This window comes from Vibrio sp. 10N.261.46.E11 (assembly GCF_041472735.1).
Lineage (GTDB): Bacteria > Pseudomonadota > Gammaproteobacteria > Enterobacterales > Vibrionaceae > Vibrio.
In genome coordinates this window covers 31,165-47,683 of record NZ_JBFRQW010000003.1, presented here as the reverse complement: position 1 = coordinate 47,683, position 16,519 = coordinate 31,165, and the positions used below count along the sequence as shown (strand labels likewise).

General features: G+C 43.7%; 16 protein-coding genes. 7 read left to right on the top strand and 9 right to left on the bottom strand.

The features are described 5' to 3' along the window. Positions 1-131: 131 nt before the first annotated feature. Positions 132-1,664, bottom strand: a complete 1,533-nt coding sequence (locus tag AB4407_RS02060) for a DUF3612 domain-containing protein (RefSeq protein WP_017097047.1) — start codon at positions 1,662-1,664, stop codon at positions 132-134. 170 nt (positions 1,665-1,834) lie between these two features. Between AB4407_RS02060 and AB4407_RS02055 the strand changes: the two genes are divergently transcribed. Next, positions 1,835-2,437 (top strand): hypothetical protein, encoded by a 603-nt coding sequence (locus AB4407_RS02055; RefSeq protein ID WP_372118121.1) that lies wholly within the window; start codon positions 1,835-1,837, stop codon positions 2,435-2,437. 218 nt (positions 2,438-2,655) lie between these two features. Here AB4407_RS02055 and AB4407_RS02050 read toward each other — a convergent pair whose 3' ends face one another. The 5 genes from AB4407_RS02050 to AB4407_RS02030 form a co-directional block, all read right to left on the bottom strand. Next, positions 2,656-3,672 carry a GGDEF domain-containing protein gene (locus AB4407_RS02050; RefSeq protein ID WP_372118119.1) on the bottom strand — a complete coding sequence of 339 codons (1,017 nt, stop codon included), beginning with the start codon at positions 3,670-3,672 and terminating at the stop codon, positions 2,656-2,658. Between the two features lie 456 nt (positions 3,673-4,128). Beyond that, positions 4,129-4,341, bottom strand: a complete 213-nt coding sequence (locus AB4407_RS02045; RefSeq protein ID WP_004730009.1) for a cold-shock protein — start codon at positions 4,339-4,341, stop codon at positions 4,129-4,131. A gap of 360 nt (positions 4,342-4,701) precedes the next feature. After that, positions 4,702-4,854 carry a hypothetical protein gene (locus tag AB4407_RS02040; protein ID WP_372118127.1) on the bottom strand — a complete coding sequence of 51 codons (153 nt, stop codon included), beginning with the start codon at positions 4,852-4,854 and terminating at the stop codon, positions 4,702-4,704. Between the two features lie 495 nt (positions 4,855-5,349). Continuing rightward, positions 5,350-5,814, bottom strand: coding sequence for an urea transporter (locus AB4407_RS02035; protein ID WP_372118118.1), 465 nt, complete (start codon positions 5,812-5,814; stop codon positions 5,350-5,352). Between the two features lie 118 nt (positions 5,815-5,932). After that, positions 5,933-6,592 (bottom strand): pyridoxamine 5'-phosphate oxidase family protein, encoded by a 660-nt coding sequence (locus AB4407_RS02030; protein ID WP_372118115.1) that lies wholly within the window; start codon positions 6,590-6,592, stop codon positions 5,933-5,935. 90 nt (positions 6,593-6,682) lie between these two features. Here AB4407_RS02030 and AB4407_RS02025 point away from each other — a divergent pair, with 90 nt between their 5' ends. After that, positions 6,683-8,140 (top strand): PLP-dependent aminotransferase family protein, encoded by a 1,458-nt coding sequence (locus AB4407_RS02025; RefSeq protein WP_372118112.1) that lies wholly within the window; start codon positions 6,683-6,685, stop codon positions 8,138-8,140. A gap of 46 nt (positions 8,141-8,186) precedes the next feature. Here the strand turns inward: AB4407_RS02025 and yjeH are convergent, their stop codons facing one another. Further along, positions 8,187-9,452: an L-methionine/branched-chain amino acid transporter gene (gene yjeH / locus AB4407_RS02020; protein ID WP_372118109.1), complete on the bottom strand. Its 1,266-nt coding sequence runs from the start codon at positions 9,450-9,452 to the stop codon at positions 8,187-8,189. A 243-nt stretch (positions 9,453-9,695) separates the two neighbouring features. On the opposite strand from yjeH, the gene AB4407_RS02015 reads away from it, so the two are divergent. From AB4407_RS02015 to AB4407_RS02005, 3 genes are all read left to right on the top strand, one after another. After that, a complete protein-coding gene (locus tag AB4407_RS02015) occupies positions 9,696-10,157 on the top strand; it encodes an Lrp/AsnC family transcriptional regulator (RefSeq protein WP_372118106.1) in 462 nt (153 codons plus the stop codon). Then, the gene (locus tag AB4407_RS02010; protein ID WP_372118103.1) at positions 10,151-11,098 is read left to right on the top strand and encodes a LysR family transcriptional regulator; all 948 of its coding nucleotides are present in this window, start codon (positions 10,151-10,153) and stop codon (positions 11,096-11,098) included. The genes AB4407_RS02015 and AB4407_RS02010 overlap by 7 nt, the downstream gene beginning before the upstream one ends. A gap of 100 nt (positions 11,099-11,198) precedes the next feature. Continuing rightward, positions 11,199-11,813 carry a LysE family translocator gene (locus AB4407_RS02005; protein ID WP_009845685.1) on the top strand — a complete coding sequence of 205 codons (615 nt, stop codon included), beginning with the start codon at positions 11,199-11,201 and terminating at the stop codon, positions 11,811-11,813. 108 nt (positions 11,814-11,921) lie between these two features. Here AB4407_RS02005 and AB4407_RS02000 read toward each other — a convergent pair whose 3' ends face one another. Both AB4407_RS02000 and AB4407_RS01995 read right to left on the bottom strand, forming a co-directional pair. Further along, on the bottom strand, positions 11,922-13,085 hold the full coding sequence (locus AB4407_RS02000) for an alpha/beta hydrolase (protein WP_372118101.1): 1,164 nt from the start codon (positions 13,083-13,085) through the stop codon (positions 11,922-11,924). A 53-nt stretch (positions 13,086-13,138) separates the two neighbouring features. Continuing rightward, on the bottom strand, positions 13,139-13,369 hold the full coding sequence (locus AB4407_RS01995) for a hypothetical protein (protein ID WP_029222888.1): 231 nt from the start codon (positions 13,367-13,369) through the stop codon (positions 13,139-13,141). A 276-nt stretch (positions 13,370-13,645) separates the two neighbouring features. On the opposite strand from AB4407_RS01995, the gene hcp reads away from it, so the two are divergent. Together hcp and AB4407_RS01985 are read left to right on the top strand one after the other, a co-directional pair. Further along, complete coding sequence (gene hcp / locus AB4407_RS01990) at positions 13,646-15,307, top strand: hydroxylamine reductase (RefSeq protein ID WP_102360941.1); 1,662 nt, start codon at positions 13,646-13,648, stop codon at positions 15,305-15,307. 119 nt (positions 15,308-15,426) lie between these two features. Then, positions 15,427-16,506, top strand: coding sequence for a 2Fe-2S iron-sulfur cluster-binding protein (locus AB4407_RS01985; protein ID WP_372118098.1), 1,080 nt, complete (start codon positions 15,427-15,429; stop codon positions 16,504-16,506). The last annotated feature ends 13 nt before the right edge of the window (positions 16,507-16,519 follow it).

Here is a 16,519-nt window from a genome sequence, read left to right as displayed (position 1 = left end):
CCGCGATGAACCTTTTTTTTGCCTGAATTTTGAGTTCTACTTGTTGGTATTACTTATTATTAAGTGCAGTTAGATCAAGCAAAACAAGCAGAGCACGACAATTTATTAATCATGCTCATACCATTCTTGCGCTAACACTCACCACACTTTGAGTAACAGCTTGGTTGGCGCGGGCATTCTCCACCTCGGGAGCAGATAAGCCTAGCCTCTGTCTCAATCCCACGTTCAATCCAATTTATATTTAGAATCTTGGCTATTGTCGTGAGATCTTTCTTGATGTTACGCGGGATTACCACCGAGCCACCATTGTTAACGCATGATGCTTTAAGTTGCTCTGCAATGTCTCTTGAATTACCGCCTTGTGCATCAATTGCAGGGTTAAGGTCTATGCCTGCACACAATACGCGATTGTTACCTGCAGGATCCGTCATATTGATTGATTCACAGCAGTAGATTCTTGGCTCATCACCCACATTTAAAATAGATATTTGAGCCGAACTCCCTGCGCGAGGTTCTGATAATCGACGGAACACTGCCCAATGTTGACATGGGTCGGCGACCGTTCTCATATTCCCCCAAGGCAGTGGAATCCCGTTCCCGCGGTATACCGCCTTGAGTTTCCCAGGCCCATAAGCATCAAAGTAGTGCCAGTGAGGGTAGGGCGATACTACCGTCATTCGACGCATAGCAACAGAGGGGGAAACCCCCGCTCTTTTGTGAACGTCGATTTCGTAACCAGTGCGGTCAAGCAACTGTCTAAATGGAACTTTCGGGCAAAGAAGTGCGCCAGCAAAGAAGCTAGATTCAAAGTCTCGCCATGCTTGAAGAATATCTTGAGAATTAAGTTGCGAAGAGCCTGAAACCTGGTTGTCGTCCCATGTGTTGTTGTTGCCGACCGACAACACACTCTTTAAGCCTTCTTTGCTATGCAGAATACAATGGCCAATATAGACCGATAAATCGTATTTCAGACGAGTGGGGTACTCTTTCAGGATTTCATTTAAGAAGATTGTGCTAGGAGGTTCAAAGAACGAAGTGACTAGCTGTTTGGCATTAATTCCGAGTTCATCAACAACGTCTTTCGGTGTGCGTGTTACCCAACGGATGTTAATTCCTAGGCTTCTAGCGATGTCTATAAGGTCTTCTACGCTCAGGTTAAGACGTTTCAAGCCAACTTCTTCCGCTGCGCGCTCAAGGTCAGGGAAGTGGTTCTGATTGCTTTCTTGGTGTGCTCGAATTAAGAGGTGTGCAAACTGGCGGCCTGAGATCCCCGTTTGCGATAGCATCTCTGGAATTGCAATTTGCAGGATGTCGTTGGAGAAAAGAAAGCTAGGCTCGAGTGCCATGCCACTTATCCCACCACGATTCCCTTTATCAGGAGCAATGGCTTGTTGTTCAGATTCGTCGTCAAGGAACCAGGTTGGGTTCTTCTGAAAGACCTGCGCGATTACTTCTAGCATATCGATGCTTGGGACGCGCTTTCCACGTTCAATCATTGAAAGGTAAGAAACGGAAGGTGCGTATTCTGGGTTGATTCTAATACAACGCGCAGACAGATCTTCCATCGTTAAATGGTTACGTTTTCTTAGGTTACGTATTTTCGTACCTAGGAAATGAGACTGACGAACTAAACTTTTTGACAAGGCCATATTTGTAAAATTCACATTGTAAAATTTTTGTTGTGAAATTGTAGGCAAAAAAGCGCTAGTCTACAAACTAAGCAATTCACAAAATGACAAATAAGTTAAACGTTAGTTTGGAATAATTGCTCTAGGACACATTTTTGCTATAAAAATCGGTGAATGTTCACCGGGTTGGTCAAGAGGGAAAGACTATGAATATGCTGACATTCGATAAAACAGAAATCCAAAAACAAACAAAACCATTTATCGCTGAAGCTGTCTTTGCCGTGGAGACTATCAGTGCCAAACAGCAAACTGAGAAGCAACTCAAAGCGAAACAACTGCTAGATAGATTGTTTCCATTAGAGAACGGATCACATCAAGATGTAACGAGCTATGTAGTTGATTACCGTCATATCATGGCTTATTTCAAAGATGGCCAACACAGTGGTCTAAAGCATCCTAAGCAGTTTGTAGCTTACATGGGAGAGAAGAATGACCCAGACTCAATCTTGTTTCGAGATAGCAGTGGAAGCCATTTAGAAGTGATGTTTGGTTGTCATAAAGGGACGGGGTGTATTGAATTGGTCGATATCGATGATATTCAGTTAGAGTCGTGCACCACGTTTGGCCAGTTGCCAATGGAAGCGGTACAAACGAATACTGAGCGTCAAGGAATCACTACAGCAATACGTCACTGGATCAGCTTAGTTCAAGGTGATGAGAAGGGTAAACCAAAAGCATGCAGCGAAGACAAAGAGTTCAGAGCAAAGAGTGGTGAAGATTACTGTCTTAACTATTGCTACGCCCTTTAATGCAACCGCTACATCTTTGGTATTTATGAAGGATGTAGAACCAGTGTAGTGTTAAACACTCTGAATGTATTTAGCATTAAACACTGACGACTATACATAAACGACAAAGCCCCAAAGTTTAACTCGTGAGTGAGTCTTTGGGGCTTTTAGCTTTCTTTACCAACGTGCATCGACTTATGTTTTACCCGCTCTAATGGAGCTAAGTCTGTGATGAAGCGTTACAGAGGCATTACACGGTTACGACCCAGTGACTTCGCTTCGTAAAGTAGCTTATCAGCGCGTTCGATCAGTGATTGTGCCGATTCACCGGGTTCAAGTTCAGCTACCCCAAATGATGCTGTGATATTGCCAACCTGTTGCCCGCTACGACGATCTTTAATCGATAGCTTTTCTAGAGAGCGGCGGTTGGTGTCTGCAAGCTGGCGTGCAATGCGTAATGATTTGTTTGGCACGATTATCGCGAACTCTTCACCACCAAATCGGTAAGCAGAAATACCTTCACGGCACATTTGTTTTAATTTGCGCGCAATGCCTTTAAGGACCATGTCGCCAAATAGGTGGCCATAAGTGTCGTTGAAGTTTTTGAAATGATCGATATCGAGAAGAATTAAACACAGAGATTGTTTCGCTTCACATAAGGTCTCTATATCAAGGTCAAAAGAGCGGCGGTTATAGAGTGTCGTTGTACTGTCAAAGAGCGCGTCTTTCTGCACTTCTATCAGCTGAGATTTTAGCTTGGTGATTTCTGATGTTGCAGAGTTCAACTGAGAGTTCAAAAATTGAGTAGAGTGACGAATATGACGAGATTCCGAAACTAACTGACGAACTAAAGACATGACTTCGTCGATCGATAAACTTTCATTATCAACGCGAGCCAAGTCCTCGAAGTTTTTATCGATCATGTCGGAAAAAGCGGAGGTATCGGTCAATGTATCATTCATCGAATTTGAAACTTCCGAGACTAACAATTCTAAATTGGCGCGGAGGTCATTGATATTCGTTTCAGATTTACTCGCAACATAATTATTGTAAAGTTGCTCACCAACGGCTGGGGGACAAATGCCATAGTGTTCCAAAATACCATCCATGTCTTTAGTCAGCTGTGGGATAGCATTATCAACATAGGTATACCAAAGTGCGTAATTCGCAGGTGTGGTAGACACTCTGTTCTTCATCATAAGAGGCACCGCTTTTTTTAGATTTGCGGTGGATTTTTGAAATTCGTCTTTGTTCATTATTTTTACTACAGATACCAAACTAACTTAAGCTACTGTGAGTAAGATTAGCGGATTTTACCGAACTTTGCTTTAAAAATTATATAATTAATGGATGAGGGTTGGGTAAATAACTCATTTTCATTATGGAAATCGATTGCATATTTATATCGAATAATAAATAGGGTGTTATTTGACCAAAGAGGAGAGATCCTGTTTGGGGGGAATACGGCTGTTGGTGAGGGTTGGCTGTAATACCAATCGCGGTCAATAATGGGTTAGCCAAGCTAGTTCAAACACTGAGCTTGTTAAAGCATTTAGTCTGTTAAAACGCTTAGCTTGTTAAAACACGCAGCCGAAAAATGGGTAATACGGGTGAGTGTGGAAGCGATAGTAACTCAGTGGAAGTTTTATTTCAGGCATAAAAAAGCGCCGATAAAAATCAGCGCTTTAAAATTCTTTTTAGCTAAAAGCTAATTATTGAGCAACAACGTTTGCTGCTTGTAGGCCTTTTTGACCATTTTCAACTTCGAAAGAAACCTTTTGGCCTTCTTTCAGAGTTTTGAAACCTTCTGAAGCGATTGCACGGAAGTGTACGAATACGTCAGCACCGCCGTTGTCTTGAGAAATGAAGCCGAAACCTTTCTCTTCGTTAAACCATTTTACAGTGCCAGTATTTGTGTTAGACATAATTTGTCCCTTATTCATAAATTTTCTAAATTGTTGATTGCATTACAGCAATGCGCTGATAATTGAATTATTTAATATTGCTAAGAAATAAGGAAAAACTACTTACAAAAACGGGTAACGATTTTACATGTCATTTTTTACTATTTATCTAACTTAAATAACTCCGGCTAACAGAGCGAGTGCATGTTAACACAGTCTTTCCGGTTGTACACTCATTGATTGAGAAATCAGCGAGTTTTTTTGTCATGTTGTGCTCGTTAACAAAACCAGCCTTAATAGCTGATAGTTTTATAAAGTTACACACCATGTCAAAGTAAAAAGGAAGCCTAAGCCTTCTTTTCTTCATTAGTATAGACGATATTATCGTTTGAAGTTGATCTCTTCTGTCTTATCTAAATTAATTTTAGTCTTAGCTGGTTGCGTTTCAGCGATTATTTTTCCGTGGCGAATAGAGTACTGCACTGGAACTTGAAGCATATTCGCTGTACCTAGTGGGTACCATGGGTCAAACACATCACCGTGGCGACACACACATTGATTATTAAGTGCGTGAGTGGATGTCTGTATATTGGATGGACGATGTTTCTTAAATTTCAGGTAAAAAAATGGCCAATCGCAATACTTGCAATTGGCCTATATATATCGTGAACAAGAAAGGTTCACTAACAACGTCAGTTGGCTAGGTGACCCTCGGCTTAAGAAGGGTCAATATGTACAATGCAGTTAGTGTGCCAACTTTTAAGATCGCGTAAAATGGTAGTTTTATAGCAATTCGGTGCGTATTTGAACGGTTTTTTTTGCATTTTGGAAGTTAATGGTTGCGTTTTGCAATTGCATTTTGCGATTTGTGGTGGTTGTTATTAAGGAATAAACGATAAAAGTGAATACTGAATGTTGCTTAGTTTTTTGATTTTTGCTGCTCTGTCTGCAACTAACGGTAAAATAGATAAAAAGCCCGTGCGATCTCAGTTCACACAAGGGCTTTGTCTTGTTTACCTATCAGGCGTATTAGATAGAGTAGAAGAAGTACAGCTGAGACTTCATTCGAATGATGATCCCGCGTATTACGTCTAGGAACGCCATAAATCTGATAGGCTTATGACCGCTTACCCAAGCTAACCCTACAGAGCCGACGGGAATATCGTAACCTTCCGCTTCGTCAATAAAAGGGGCGGTAAGTAGGGCACCGAAGACTGTCACAGCGGCCAGTATTGGGGTGACCCCAAAGACGTTACCAATGAACAAACCGATCAGTGCGCCATTCAACGCATACATACCACTATTAAGATCATAAGTTGTTTTGCTGTTGCTGTTAATGCTGTTATGGGTATAGCGAGCTAATGTGTAACTGCAACTGGCACCAAGTAAAGTGAGACAAGCCAGTGGAATGGATTCAACAGAGATAGCTAACAGTAATAGAAGGGACGTTACGACAGATGGTGTGAAATAGACTTGCCCAATACCATTGAGCAAGCCTTGAAATGGTGGAATATCCTTATTCGTTCTGATCGTCTGACTACATTATTTTGCTATGTTGAATCTTTGTAGCTCAGATTATATGAAATTTTATAAAGTTGACCATCTTTGCGTATCAATTCTGATACCAGCGCTCACCATAGGCTTGTTGGTAATCTGGCTTTTCAATGAGCCCTTCCTGTTCTGGCACGGTTTCTAGTGGCCCAACAACGGTTCGGTAAGGCAATACGCCTGCCCAAACGGGAACGTCCATATCAGCTTTGTCATCATTCACACCATGCTTACCAATTTTTACCGATGCTTCGGTTAACGGAATCGCCAGTAACTCAGTGGCGGTGAGTTCTTTTTCGTTACTCAGCCTAACCTCATCGGTTCTCCCGGGTGCTATCTGCTCAATGAAGATGTTCAACAAGCGATCCTTTTCTTGATTGTCATCGATGACTGAAAAAGAGCCGAGTACCACTGCAGAACGATAATGCGCACTGTGATGAAATGCCGAACGAGCCAATACCCAACCATCGAATAGAGTGAAGGTTAAACAGGTTGGTTCTCCTTTCTTCAAGCTCTTCAGCAAGCGGCTGTTTTTGGCGCCATGAATATAGACCATGTCATCCACTCGCCACGCGAGCATCGGGATAACCATCGGACCGTGTTCGCCTTGCAATGCAATGTGCGCTATTAAGCTTTCATCAATGATCTGATGCAATTTCTCTTGTTCAAATACGGCTTTGTGAGCCCCTTTCTTAATCGTGGTTCTTTTCGTGTTAGATAACATAATCGCTCCTTAATCATTGCCTTTTGATTAATGTAGCGATTAACTGGTCTATTAAATATAGCCACTTTCAAACACTATTTGGATCCAGTTATGCAGCCTATTGATGTCGGTGACCTACAGTTAGATGATCAACACGACACGCGTCAAACTGCCTTGTTTCATGCGATCCGAGAGAAGAACGTTCAAGGTTTATGGAGTAAAGGCAGTAAGTTACCTTCAACACGCAAGCTGGCCGTAGAACTGACAGTAAGTCGAAACACAGTGATCTATGCGTATGAACAGTTGGTCACGGAAGGCTACATCGAGAGCAAGAAAAGTTCAGGCTTTTACGTGTCGGTTGAACAGCCGGAGCATTTTCTTAGTTTGTCTCAGCCAAACAGTGTTCAGGGTACACAGGTTAAGCACGTAATAAGTAAGTCGAGCGCAAATATAGTGACACCTAACGACATTAACCGCAGCTTTGCCCCCGGAGTCCCTGACTTAGATGCGTTTCCTTTCTCTAAATGGCATAGACTGCTGCAACGTCACTCTACACGTCAGAACATTGCGGGCAATCAAGAGGTTCAAGGAAGCTCAGCCTTGAGGGAAGCGTTGAGTGGGTATCTGGCAAGCAGTCGTTCAGTTCACTGCAGTGCCGACAGAATCATCATCACCGCAGGTGCGCAGCAAGCCATCTCAATTGGTTTGATGGCGACGTTAGCTATGGGGGACAAAATCCTTGTGGAAGAACCCGGCTATCGACAAGTGCATAAAATCATCGATCTGTTGAGGCTAGAGCTAGACGGTGTGAGTGTGCGTGAAAAGGTTGGATTAGATATTAAAAAAGTGTTGTCCAGTAATGCTAAGGCTCTGTACGTCACCCCAAGCAATCAATACCCAATGGGGACAACACTCAATACTGAGCAACGACTTAAACTGATCGATTGGGCCAATCAACATCAGTCGTGGATTATTGAAGATGACTACGACAGTGAGTTCCAGTTTGCTCATCGCCCTTATACCAGCATGCAAGGGTTAGCGGGTAAGTTAGGGTTCGATGATCGCATCATCTATGTCGGATCCCTGAGTAAGGTGATGTTCAATGGCTTGCGACTAGGTTATTTGGTGGTGCCAGAAAGTCTGGTCGCGAAGTGTCTTGAGATCAAAGACGCGCTCACTGGAGACACGGCGTCCCACACACAGGAAGCTTTGGCAGATTTTGTTCGAGAAGGCGATTTATTGCGTCATATTAGAAAGATGCGCCGGTCATACAAACTCAAGTATGAAGCGATGATAGAAGCGATTGAAAGCGAGTTTAACGGTGATCTTGAAGTGATCAGTCAGGCTGCAGGGCTACATGTGACAGTGAAGTGGTATCAAGGGATATCTGAGCATGAGTGGAGCCGTAGGGCAGAGCTTGAAAATATCATCATTCGTCCTTTTGACTTTTATGAATATGGATCAAGTGATGCTCGTGATTGGAGTGGTGCAGTGCTGGGGTTTGGTAATATCCGACTGGCTGACATAAAGCCGAAGATCAAACAGATCGCTCGGCTTTTTTATCAGTAATATTGGTAGGGCTTGTTTACAATTTTCTGATTCATCACTAATCGAGTTACAACTTGTCGATAGAGACGGTGGGTTTACCCAACCATTTGCGCCAAGGAAGTGACAATGTCACAAAAATAGTCACAGCATACAGCATCGACCAGCTTAGGCAGATAAACACCAAGGTACAGATCACCAGTGAGAGCATGGCAATGTATTTAGATGCGCCAGTCAATAATCGGCAAGCCGCTAACATCGCAAGCAGATAAACCAGAACGAAAATACCGTTGGCAAGTTTAAGAAAGAATTCGAGATCCAAGTTAGATAACTCGCCAATCACACATGAGATAAGCGCGATAAAGCCAATCGCTAAAGTTGGGTAAAGAGGCACACCACGGCTATTAAGTTGTGCCATTTTACTTGTTGGGCTGTGCTGGCGAGCTTGAGCCCAAATCATGCGAGACAAGCTTTGGGTGTAAAGGTTTAGGCTAGCAAAACAAGCAAAGAAGCCAAGTACACTGATGACGGCTTTAAAGCCATTGCCAAACAATTGCTCTGTCACCCATGGGATAGAGGCAGCATCAAATTCTGGTGAACCATAAGCGCCTAGCTTTATAATGACCACCGAACAAGCCCAATACACCAAGCCTGCGACGAAACACCCGGCAATGATGGCGATGGGGAAGTCACGCTGTGGATTCTTAAATTCCTCTCCCATGTGAGCAAAGGCTTCGATTCCTACAAAGCACCAAAACATAACCGCCAGTGCTGCACCAATAGACCACATTGAATCGGATGTCATAGTCGGAACTGCGATGTCAGCTGCTGTGATGTCGGCTTTCCAGACAAAAGCGCTGACTAAAGCAAAAATCGACAAGGCAATCACGGTTTGCAAGCGGCCTGAAGACTTACTGCCCATCAAATTGACGGCAATAAGCAGAGCGATGGTAAAGGATTGAGCACCTAATGGTGTGTCGAGTGGTGCTGGTAACAGTTGTTGAGCAAAGCCTCCTGCCAATGCAATCGCAGCTGGAATACCGACAGGAATAACACTCACAAACAACCAAGCCACACTGGTTTCTAATCGCTCGCTGAATGCTTGGCGCACAAAATAGGCCGTGCCTCCTGCATTGGGGTAGCGTTTCCCTAATGCTGCGAAGGTTAGTGCAATCGGGCAAATGGCGATAAACAGGATTAACCATGCTAATAGCGATAACTGCCCTGCAATGCCTGCTGCGATCGCAGGGATCATAAACAATCCTGTGCCAAGCAAGGTCGTAGAGAGTTGTCCAATTCCTGAAATAAGCGTGATTTCTTGTTTGAGTTGCGTCATTCGCTGTCCTTGCTATTGGCTTTGATATTGGTTTTATGGTGCAGTCTTGTGGGGCTGAGATTGAAAGCATACATTGTCGACATCAATAATACAGCTAGCGAAACGTCTTAAGACACCGTCAATTTAACGGTATTAATTTGATTAAGCGTGAAAGTGTCGGCTGTCATAATGGCTGTTATAAGTAAGAAAGTTGTGTCAAATTAGGCGTTATAAATAGAACAATAAATGGAAAGAATCAGAAGCATGGATAAATTTGATCGCCAAATTTTAGATATTCTAAAAATTAACGCTCGATGCTCAGTGAGCGATATCGCAAGAGATGTCAGCCTGTCTCGCTCTGCAGTGAACGCCAGAATCAAGAAACTGGAAAGCGACAAAGTGATTACGGGTTATTGTGCTCAAGTGGCAGAGCCCAACCAAACGAAGAATGTGTGCGCTTACATCTTGTTGAAGTTCGACATGTCGAGCAGCGACCATAATTGTGAGTCTTACGCGACACGAATCCAGAGTATTGATGAGGTGCAATGGTGCCACTCTATTAGCGGTGAGACAGACATGATGCTTTATGTTGAAGTTGAAAGCATGGAACGTTTGAATCAAATCCGCGACCATCTGCAAAGCTACCCAGAACTTCGACACCTCATGACTCATACGGTTTTGACGGAGTTTTTTAACAAACAGAATGCGAAGGTGCATTCATGCTAGGCAACATCAACTTAAACCTACTGCGCTCTCTGCATGTGCTTCTTGAAGAGTGTCATGTCAGTCGAACAGCTCAGCGTTTGCACATCACGCAGTCGGCGGTGAGCCGTCAACTGGCTCAGCTTAGAGATCTATGCGGTGATCCTCTTCTGGTTCGTGATGGGAACAAACTGGTTCCAACCAACCGTGCTTTGTTGCTTAAAGGCAAGCTTGACGACTTGCTGGGCGAGTTTGACCACCTATTAGATGATAAGCCATTTGATCCACAAGACTGGCAAGGTGAATTGGTGTTGGCTTCGAGTGATTATGTTGCTCAGTATATCTTGCCCATTATTGTGTCCGAGGTGTCGAAGGACGCGCCTCATATCAACTTGGCTTATCGTCTATGGCAGCCTAACTTCCTTGAAACGCTCAATGAATCGGGTATTCACTTGGCGTCGAGTATGTTCCCTAAAAAGCCGGAACATGTCTCAAGTATCAAGCTCGGAGAGGATAAGTCCGTGTGTTTGATGAGAGCCTCTCATCCGCTGGCTAAGCAATCAGCCATAAGCTCGGAAGACATCGTGAATTACTCACATATCAAAGTCACGGGTGGGGGAGACAAAGATAGCTATTCAGATATTGCGTTAAAGAAACAGGGACATAAACGCAGAATCGCATTGCAGGTACCGTTCTTTTCATCGGCGGGAAACGTGTTAATGCAAGACGACTACTTGATGATTGTGCCGGAGCATATTGCTTATAACTTGGGTCGACATCTCGATGTCGCTTACTTTTCGTTGCCGTTTGAGACAGAACTGCATACCTATTGGCTGATGTGGCATCCTAAGTATGACAACGACTCTGCCCATAAATGGGCTCGAGAGAAAGCGTTTAAAGCCATTCAAAAGTCGAGTTACAATATAAGTATGATTTCAAATCATACTAGTAATGATAATCTTTGATTTCAAATAATACCTGCTGCGGCATATTGTAAGCGCTAAGTATTGAGTATTAATTGTAGAGTGTTCAGTTGGAACGCTTTGTTTTACTAGGAATGGAATGATGACAGTAACAATTTGGTTTTCTTTATTAGCTATCTGCTTGTTGGGTGCAATGTCTCCGGGCCCAAGCTTGGCGATGATCGCTAAGCATAGTTTGGCTGGTGGCCGTATGAACGGACTTATCGCAGCTTGGTCACACGCTGCGGGCATAGGTATTTACGCGTTCGCAACCATTGTCGGTTTAGCCGTTGTGCTTGAGCAATCACCAATGCTGTTCAAAGGGATCAGTTTAGCGGGTGCAGCGTATCTGCTTTACCTTGGTGTAAACGCGTTGCGTTCGAAAGGTGGTGTTGCCGCGAAATTGGAAGCGGGTGAACAGATGAGCTACATGCAGTCTGCTCGCGAGGCTTTCTTGATCTCAATCTTGAGCCCTAAGATCGCGCTGTTCTTTATCGCTCTATTTAGCCAATTTGTGGCGTTAGGTAATGAACTGAGCAATCAAGTGATTATTGTCTCAACGCCACTGATTGTTGATGGCCTTTGGTATACCTTTATCACTTTAGTGCTCTCTAGTCCGTTGATCGTAGAGCGCATTCGAGCAAAAGCGCAGTTGATCGATCGATTATCAGGCGTGGTTTTAATCCTCCTTGCCGTTCGTGTGGTGTGGACGATATAGCGGTAGTCGATATACCGGCAAGAAACGACATTCATTAAAAAGGCTCACTAGACGTTATCTAGTGAGCCTTTTGACTTCTATGGATTGGCATCGACAGACTTGAGCTTGTTAGCCTTCCGAATTCAGAACCGCATCGAGCTTTTCCATCGAGATGGAGAAGTGTGGGTTGTAGGTCAAACGCGCATGGTTTTTACCTTCTTCACGATATCCCCATGCTGAGTACCACACTTCACTTGTCGCGTTGCACTGTGCTTCAAAACCTTCCTCTTGACCATTGGAGCAGATCTTCTCGCTACCATTGATTCCGTAGTAAGGGTTGCTTGGTGAGAACAGTAAGCCCATGTGAGAGCCGTTCGAGATACGCTGATCTGGAATTTTCATGCTGTACTGAACAGCGCGAGGATCCTCGAGTGTCGTTTCTCCTTGCCAAACCAACACATTGTTTGGATTCGGCATCGATTCAGTAAATGCTTGCTGAACGAAGTGGGTATCAATCACGCTGTCGCCTTCACTCATCATAATAAACACCGGCTTATCGAAGTGCTTATCTTCCAAGTCATTGCGAACCACTTCTGAGGTTTGGTAGTAAACCGAAGCACCATTCATTGGCAGTGAGTTATAGCGAAGTACATTGTCTTCAGGATCTTGATCCGCCCAAGTGACAAAATAGCCTGCTAGCTCCGCATATTGAACTGCAGAAGAGCTCGGTTGAAACGCTGGAGAGAACAACAGTAACCCAGAGATCTTAGGATCGTTCATCGCCTGTGAAGTCACGAGGTTTGCGCCGGTCGAATAACCGCCAAGCCACACAGAATCATACTCTTGCTCAAGTAACTTCGTATGATGAGCTACAACACCTTGCCAATCTTCTAAGCTTGGCTGCATTAAGTCACCGACACGACTGCCGTGGCCCGGTAGCAATACCGTTCTCACTAGGTAGCCTTGTTCTGCTAAGTGTGTTGCGATGTCTTTAAATGAGTAGGGTGAATCACCTAACCCATGTACCAATAAAACTGCCTTACCGTTAGGTGTCGCAGGTTTGTATTCGGTGGGTGAATTGAGTCGAATCTCTAGCTGCTTGTCTTTGGTCATGAATACACGGTTTTTCAATAACCAATCTTGAGTTTCATTGACGTAGGCATCAAAGCTGTCTTGCTGATATTCAGGCAAGTTTGGAGATGTTTCGTAAGCAGGTATCGATGTCTCGTTGGAACAACCAACGAGACTTAAAGTCGTTAAGGCGAGCAGCGTTAGAATGGTATTTCTATGCATTTTTTGATGTTGTCTCTGTTGTTCTTTTACTATGTCTGAAACTGAAGTTTAGATTACTTTCTGCTTGAAAGGTCTTCGTATTCACCTTCAATAACACCGGCATCACTGGTAGATGATTGACGTGTGTTCATGTGAGCTCCGAAACCCTGTTTTTTCATTTGATTCTGAATGCGCTTGCCAGTGATTAAAGCTGCAATAGCTAAAGGAATAGCAAGAATCAAGCTCGTGAATAACGCCAATAGGCCAGTAAACAACGCAACAATCGTAACTAATATATTTTTCATATTCATTCCTCTTTTCTCTATGTTGTTACTATATCGCTTCCATTCTGAACGAAACATGAACACCGTTAATAAATATCAGAGAGTCACTATGACACAGGTGTGTGTGGATTGAGAGTTTATATGTAGTCATAATCACGCACTAAAATTATGGAATAACAGTAAGTTCCATAAAATCAATAACTTAAAAGTTGGCACGCTTGATGCTCTATAGGGGTTGGAATAAGTCACTGTAAGCAAAGTACTTACAGCTAATAAAAAATTACTGGAGCCCCTTATATGTTCTGTATTCAATGTGAACAAACAATTCAAACCCCAACCGTAAAAGGCTGTTCTTTCGCACAAGGCATGTGTGGAAAAACCTCGGAAGTATCCGACCTTCAAGACGTGTTGGTGCATTCTCTTCAAGGCGTTTCTTTTTGGGCAAGCCTAGGTCGCGCTTGCGATGTTATTGATACAGAAGTTGATGAGTGGGCGCCAAAAGCGTTCTTCGCAACACTGACTAACGTTAACTTCGACCCTGCTCGTATTATCGAATTCGCACAACAGTCTCATGAATTCAAGCAGCGTTTAGAGCAAAAAGTTCGTGCAGCAGCAACATTGATTGGTTTTGAAATTCCAGAGCTTTCTGCAGCAGCACAGTTCGATCTTCCAACAGATTCTTCAGAGCTATTGGCACTTGCGCCTCAAGCTGCTGTAAACCGTGGTCACGACTCTCAACACGAAGATGTGATTGGTCTTCGTCTTCTTTGCCTATACGGCTTAAAAGGTGCGGCAGCCTACATGGAGCACGCTCGTGTTCTTGGTCAAACTGATGACGCTATTTTTGCTGAATACCATGAAATCATGGCGTTCCTAGGAACAGATCCATCAGATCTAAAACAGTTACTTGATACATCAATGCAGATTGGCTTGATGAACTACAAAGTAATGGAAATGCTAGACAAAGGCGAGACAGATACCTTCGGTCACCCGCAACCAACAACCGTGAATGTGAAGACTAAAAAAGGTCACTGTATTCTTGTTTCTGGTCACGACTTGCATGATCTAGAAAAGATCCTTCAACAAACCGAAGGCAAGGGCATCAACGTTTACACTAACGGTGAGATGCTACCAGCACACGGTTACCCAGAGCTAAACAAGTACCCACACCTTGCGGGTAACTACGGTAGCGCTTGGCAGAACCAGCAAAAAGAATTCGCTAACTTCCCTGGCGCAATTGTAATGACGTCTAACTGCCTGCTTAACCCTGATGTAGGTTCTTACGCAGACCGTCTATTTACACGCAGCATCGTGGGCTGGCCGGGTGTTGATCACCTTGAAGGCGATGATTTCAGCGCAGTAATTGACTGTGCACTGGCGCAAGAAGGTTTCAAACACGACGAGATCGAGCAGATGATCACTGTTGGCTTCGGTCGTAACGCACTGATGGAAGCGGCTCCAGCGGTCATCGAGCAAGTGAAAGAAGGCAACATCAAACACTTCTTCCTAGTGGGTGGTTGTGACGGTGACAAATCTGAACGTAGCTACTACACAGACTTCACAGCTCAAGCGCCAGAAGATTCAGTAATCTTAACGCTGGCATGTGGTAAATTCCGTTTCAACAAAAACCAATTCGGCGACATTAACGGTATCCCACGTCTGTTAGATGTTGGCCAATGTAACGATGCTTACTCTGCGATTCAACTTGCTATCGCACTGTCTCAAGAGTTTGATTGTGGCATCAACGAACTTCCGTTAACGCTGGTTCTATCTTGGTTCGAGCAAAAAGCGATCGTTATCCTGCTTACTCTGTTCGCTCTTGGTGTGAAAGGTATTTACACGGGCCCAACAGCGCCAGCTTTCCTAACAGAAAATCTACTAAAGATTATGCAAGACGAGTTCGATATGCGTTCTATCTCAACGCCAGAGCAAGATCTTAAAACAATCTTAGCGGCTTAATCTAAGCCCACTTTAAGCCCCGTTGTTGTGACGTTTTTCTAAAACAGACAACGGCGGGGCTTTTTCGATTTAAATCTTTAGTCATTTAATCATCTAGTCATTAGCAAGGTACACGAACTATGTATGCATGGTCGGATAGCGATTCAATCAATTTAGTGTGTTTAAAGAAATGGTATGAGACGCCAGATACGGTCAGCTTTGAGCTTGGCAGCGTTCCACAAGACTTACATTTCAATTTTAAGCCTGGCCAGTTCATCACGTTGGGTTTGGATATGCCGACGAAAACGGATTACCGTGCTTATTCTGTAGCGTCTTGTCCTGAAGATAACCGCCTGAAACTGACGGTAAAGCGTGTGGAAGGTGGCTTGGTTTCGAACTTTATTGTTGATGAACTTGATGAAGGTGATGAGGTTTCTGTATTGAAGCCGGCTGGTGCATTTAACTGTATTGATTGCATGCCAACGGAAACAAAGAAAGTGACGCTAGTGAGCGCAGGTTGCGGTATTACACCTGTGATGGCGATGGCAAAATATTGGTTGGCTCAAGGCAGTGATATTGAGATCGACTTCGTCCACATGGCACGCAATAAGCGTGAGACCATTTACTTTCAAGAACTGCATCAATTAGATGATGCGCACAGCAACTTCAATCTTAAATTGCTGCTGAAAGATAACGAAGGAACAACAGTACCTCAAGGTCGTCTAGATAAGAACTGGTTGGTCACACTCAGCCCAGATATCTTAGAAAGAACGGTTTATCTGTGTGGGCCTGTAGGCTTCATGCAAGACATAGAAAACTACCTGAAAGAACTTGAGTTCAACATGGATAACTTTTATCAAGAAAGTTTTACTCCAGCAACTCAAAGTAATAATTCACTAGCCAATAGCAATACTGCTTCAGAAGAATCACAAGCGGAAGCGTCTGCAGATTCAAATGGTGCCGTTAAGGTGTTTGTTCCTGCCTTTGGCGCAGAAGTAGAAGCGGAGGCGGGTACACCACTTGCTGATTCATTAGAGAAAGCTGGTGTTCCGATTATTATTGCTTGTCGTAGCGGTATTTGCGGTTCATGTAAGTGCAAAGTAACCAAAGGTTCTGTGGAATCAAGTAGCCAAGAGACTTTAACGGCAGAACAAATTGAGCAAGGTTATGTCCTTGCGTGTTCAAGCACGATTCAGTCAGATGTTGAGGTAGAGCTGTAACAGATGTGAAGTC

Bases quoted from the DNA above. Each gene is read 5' to 3' on its own strand.
- AB4407_RS02050 (WP_372118119.1), bottom strand. From the start codon at position 3,672: ATGAACAAAGACGAATTTCAAAAATCCACCGCAAATCTAAAAAAAGCG.
- AB4407_RS02010 (WP_372118103.1), top strand. From the start codon at position 10,151: ATGCTAGGCAACATCAACTTAAACCTACTGCGCTCTCTGCATGTGCTT.
- AB4407_RS01995 (WP_029222888.1), bottom strand. From the start codon at position 13,369: ATGAAAAATATATTAGTTACGATTGTTGCGTTGTTTACTGGCCTATTG.
- AB4407_RS02025 (WP_372118112.1), top strand. From the start codon at position 6,683: ATGCAGCCTATTGATGTCGGTGACCTACAGTTAGATGATCAACACGAC.
- AB4407_RS02015 (WP_372118106.1), top strand. From the start codon at position 9,696: ATGGATAAATTTGATCGCCAAATTTTAGATATTCTAAAAATTAACGCT.
- yjeH (WP_372118109.1), bottom strand. From the start codon at position 9,452: ATGACGCAACTCAAACAAGAAATCACGCTTATTTCAGGAATTGGACAA.
- AB4407_RS02005 (WP_009845685.1), top strand. From the start codon at position 11,199: ATGACAGTAACAATTTGGTTTTCTTTATTAGCTATCTGCTTGTTGGGT.
- AB4407_RS02030 (WP_372118115.1), bottom strand. From the start codon at position 6,592: ATGTTATCTAACACGAAAAGAACCACGATTAAGAAAGGGGCTCACAAA.
- AB4407_RS02045 (WP_004730009.1), bottom strand. From the start codon at position 4,341: ATGTCTAACACAAATACTGGCACTGTAAAATGGTTTAACGAAGAGAAA.
- AB4407_RS01985 (WP_372118098.1), top strand. From the start codon at position 15,427: ATGTATGCATGGTCGGATAGCGATTCAATCAATTTAGTGTGTTTAAAG.
- AB4407_RS02000 (WP_372118101.1), bottom strand. From the start codon at position 13,085: ATGCATAGAAATACCATTCTAACGCTGCTCGCCTTAACGACTTTAAGT.
- hcp (WP_102360941.1), top strand. From the start codon at position 13,646: ATGTTCTGTATTCAATGTGAACAAACAATTCAAACCCCAACCGTAAAA.
- AB4407_RS02055 (WP_372118121.1), top strand. From the start codon at position 1,835: ATGAATATGCTGACATTCGATAAAACAGAAATCCAAAAACAAACAAAA.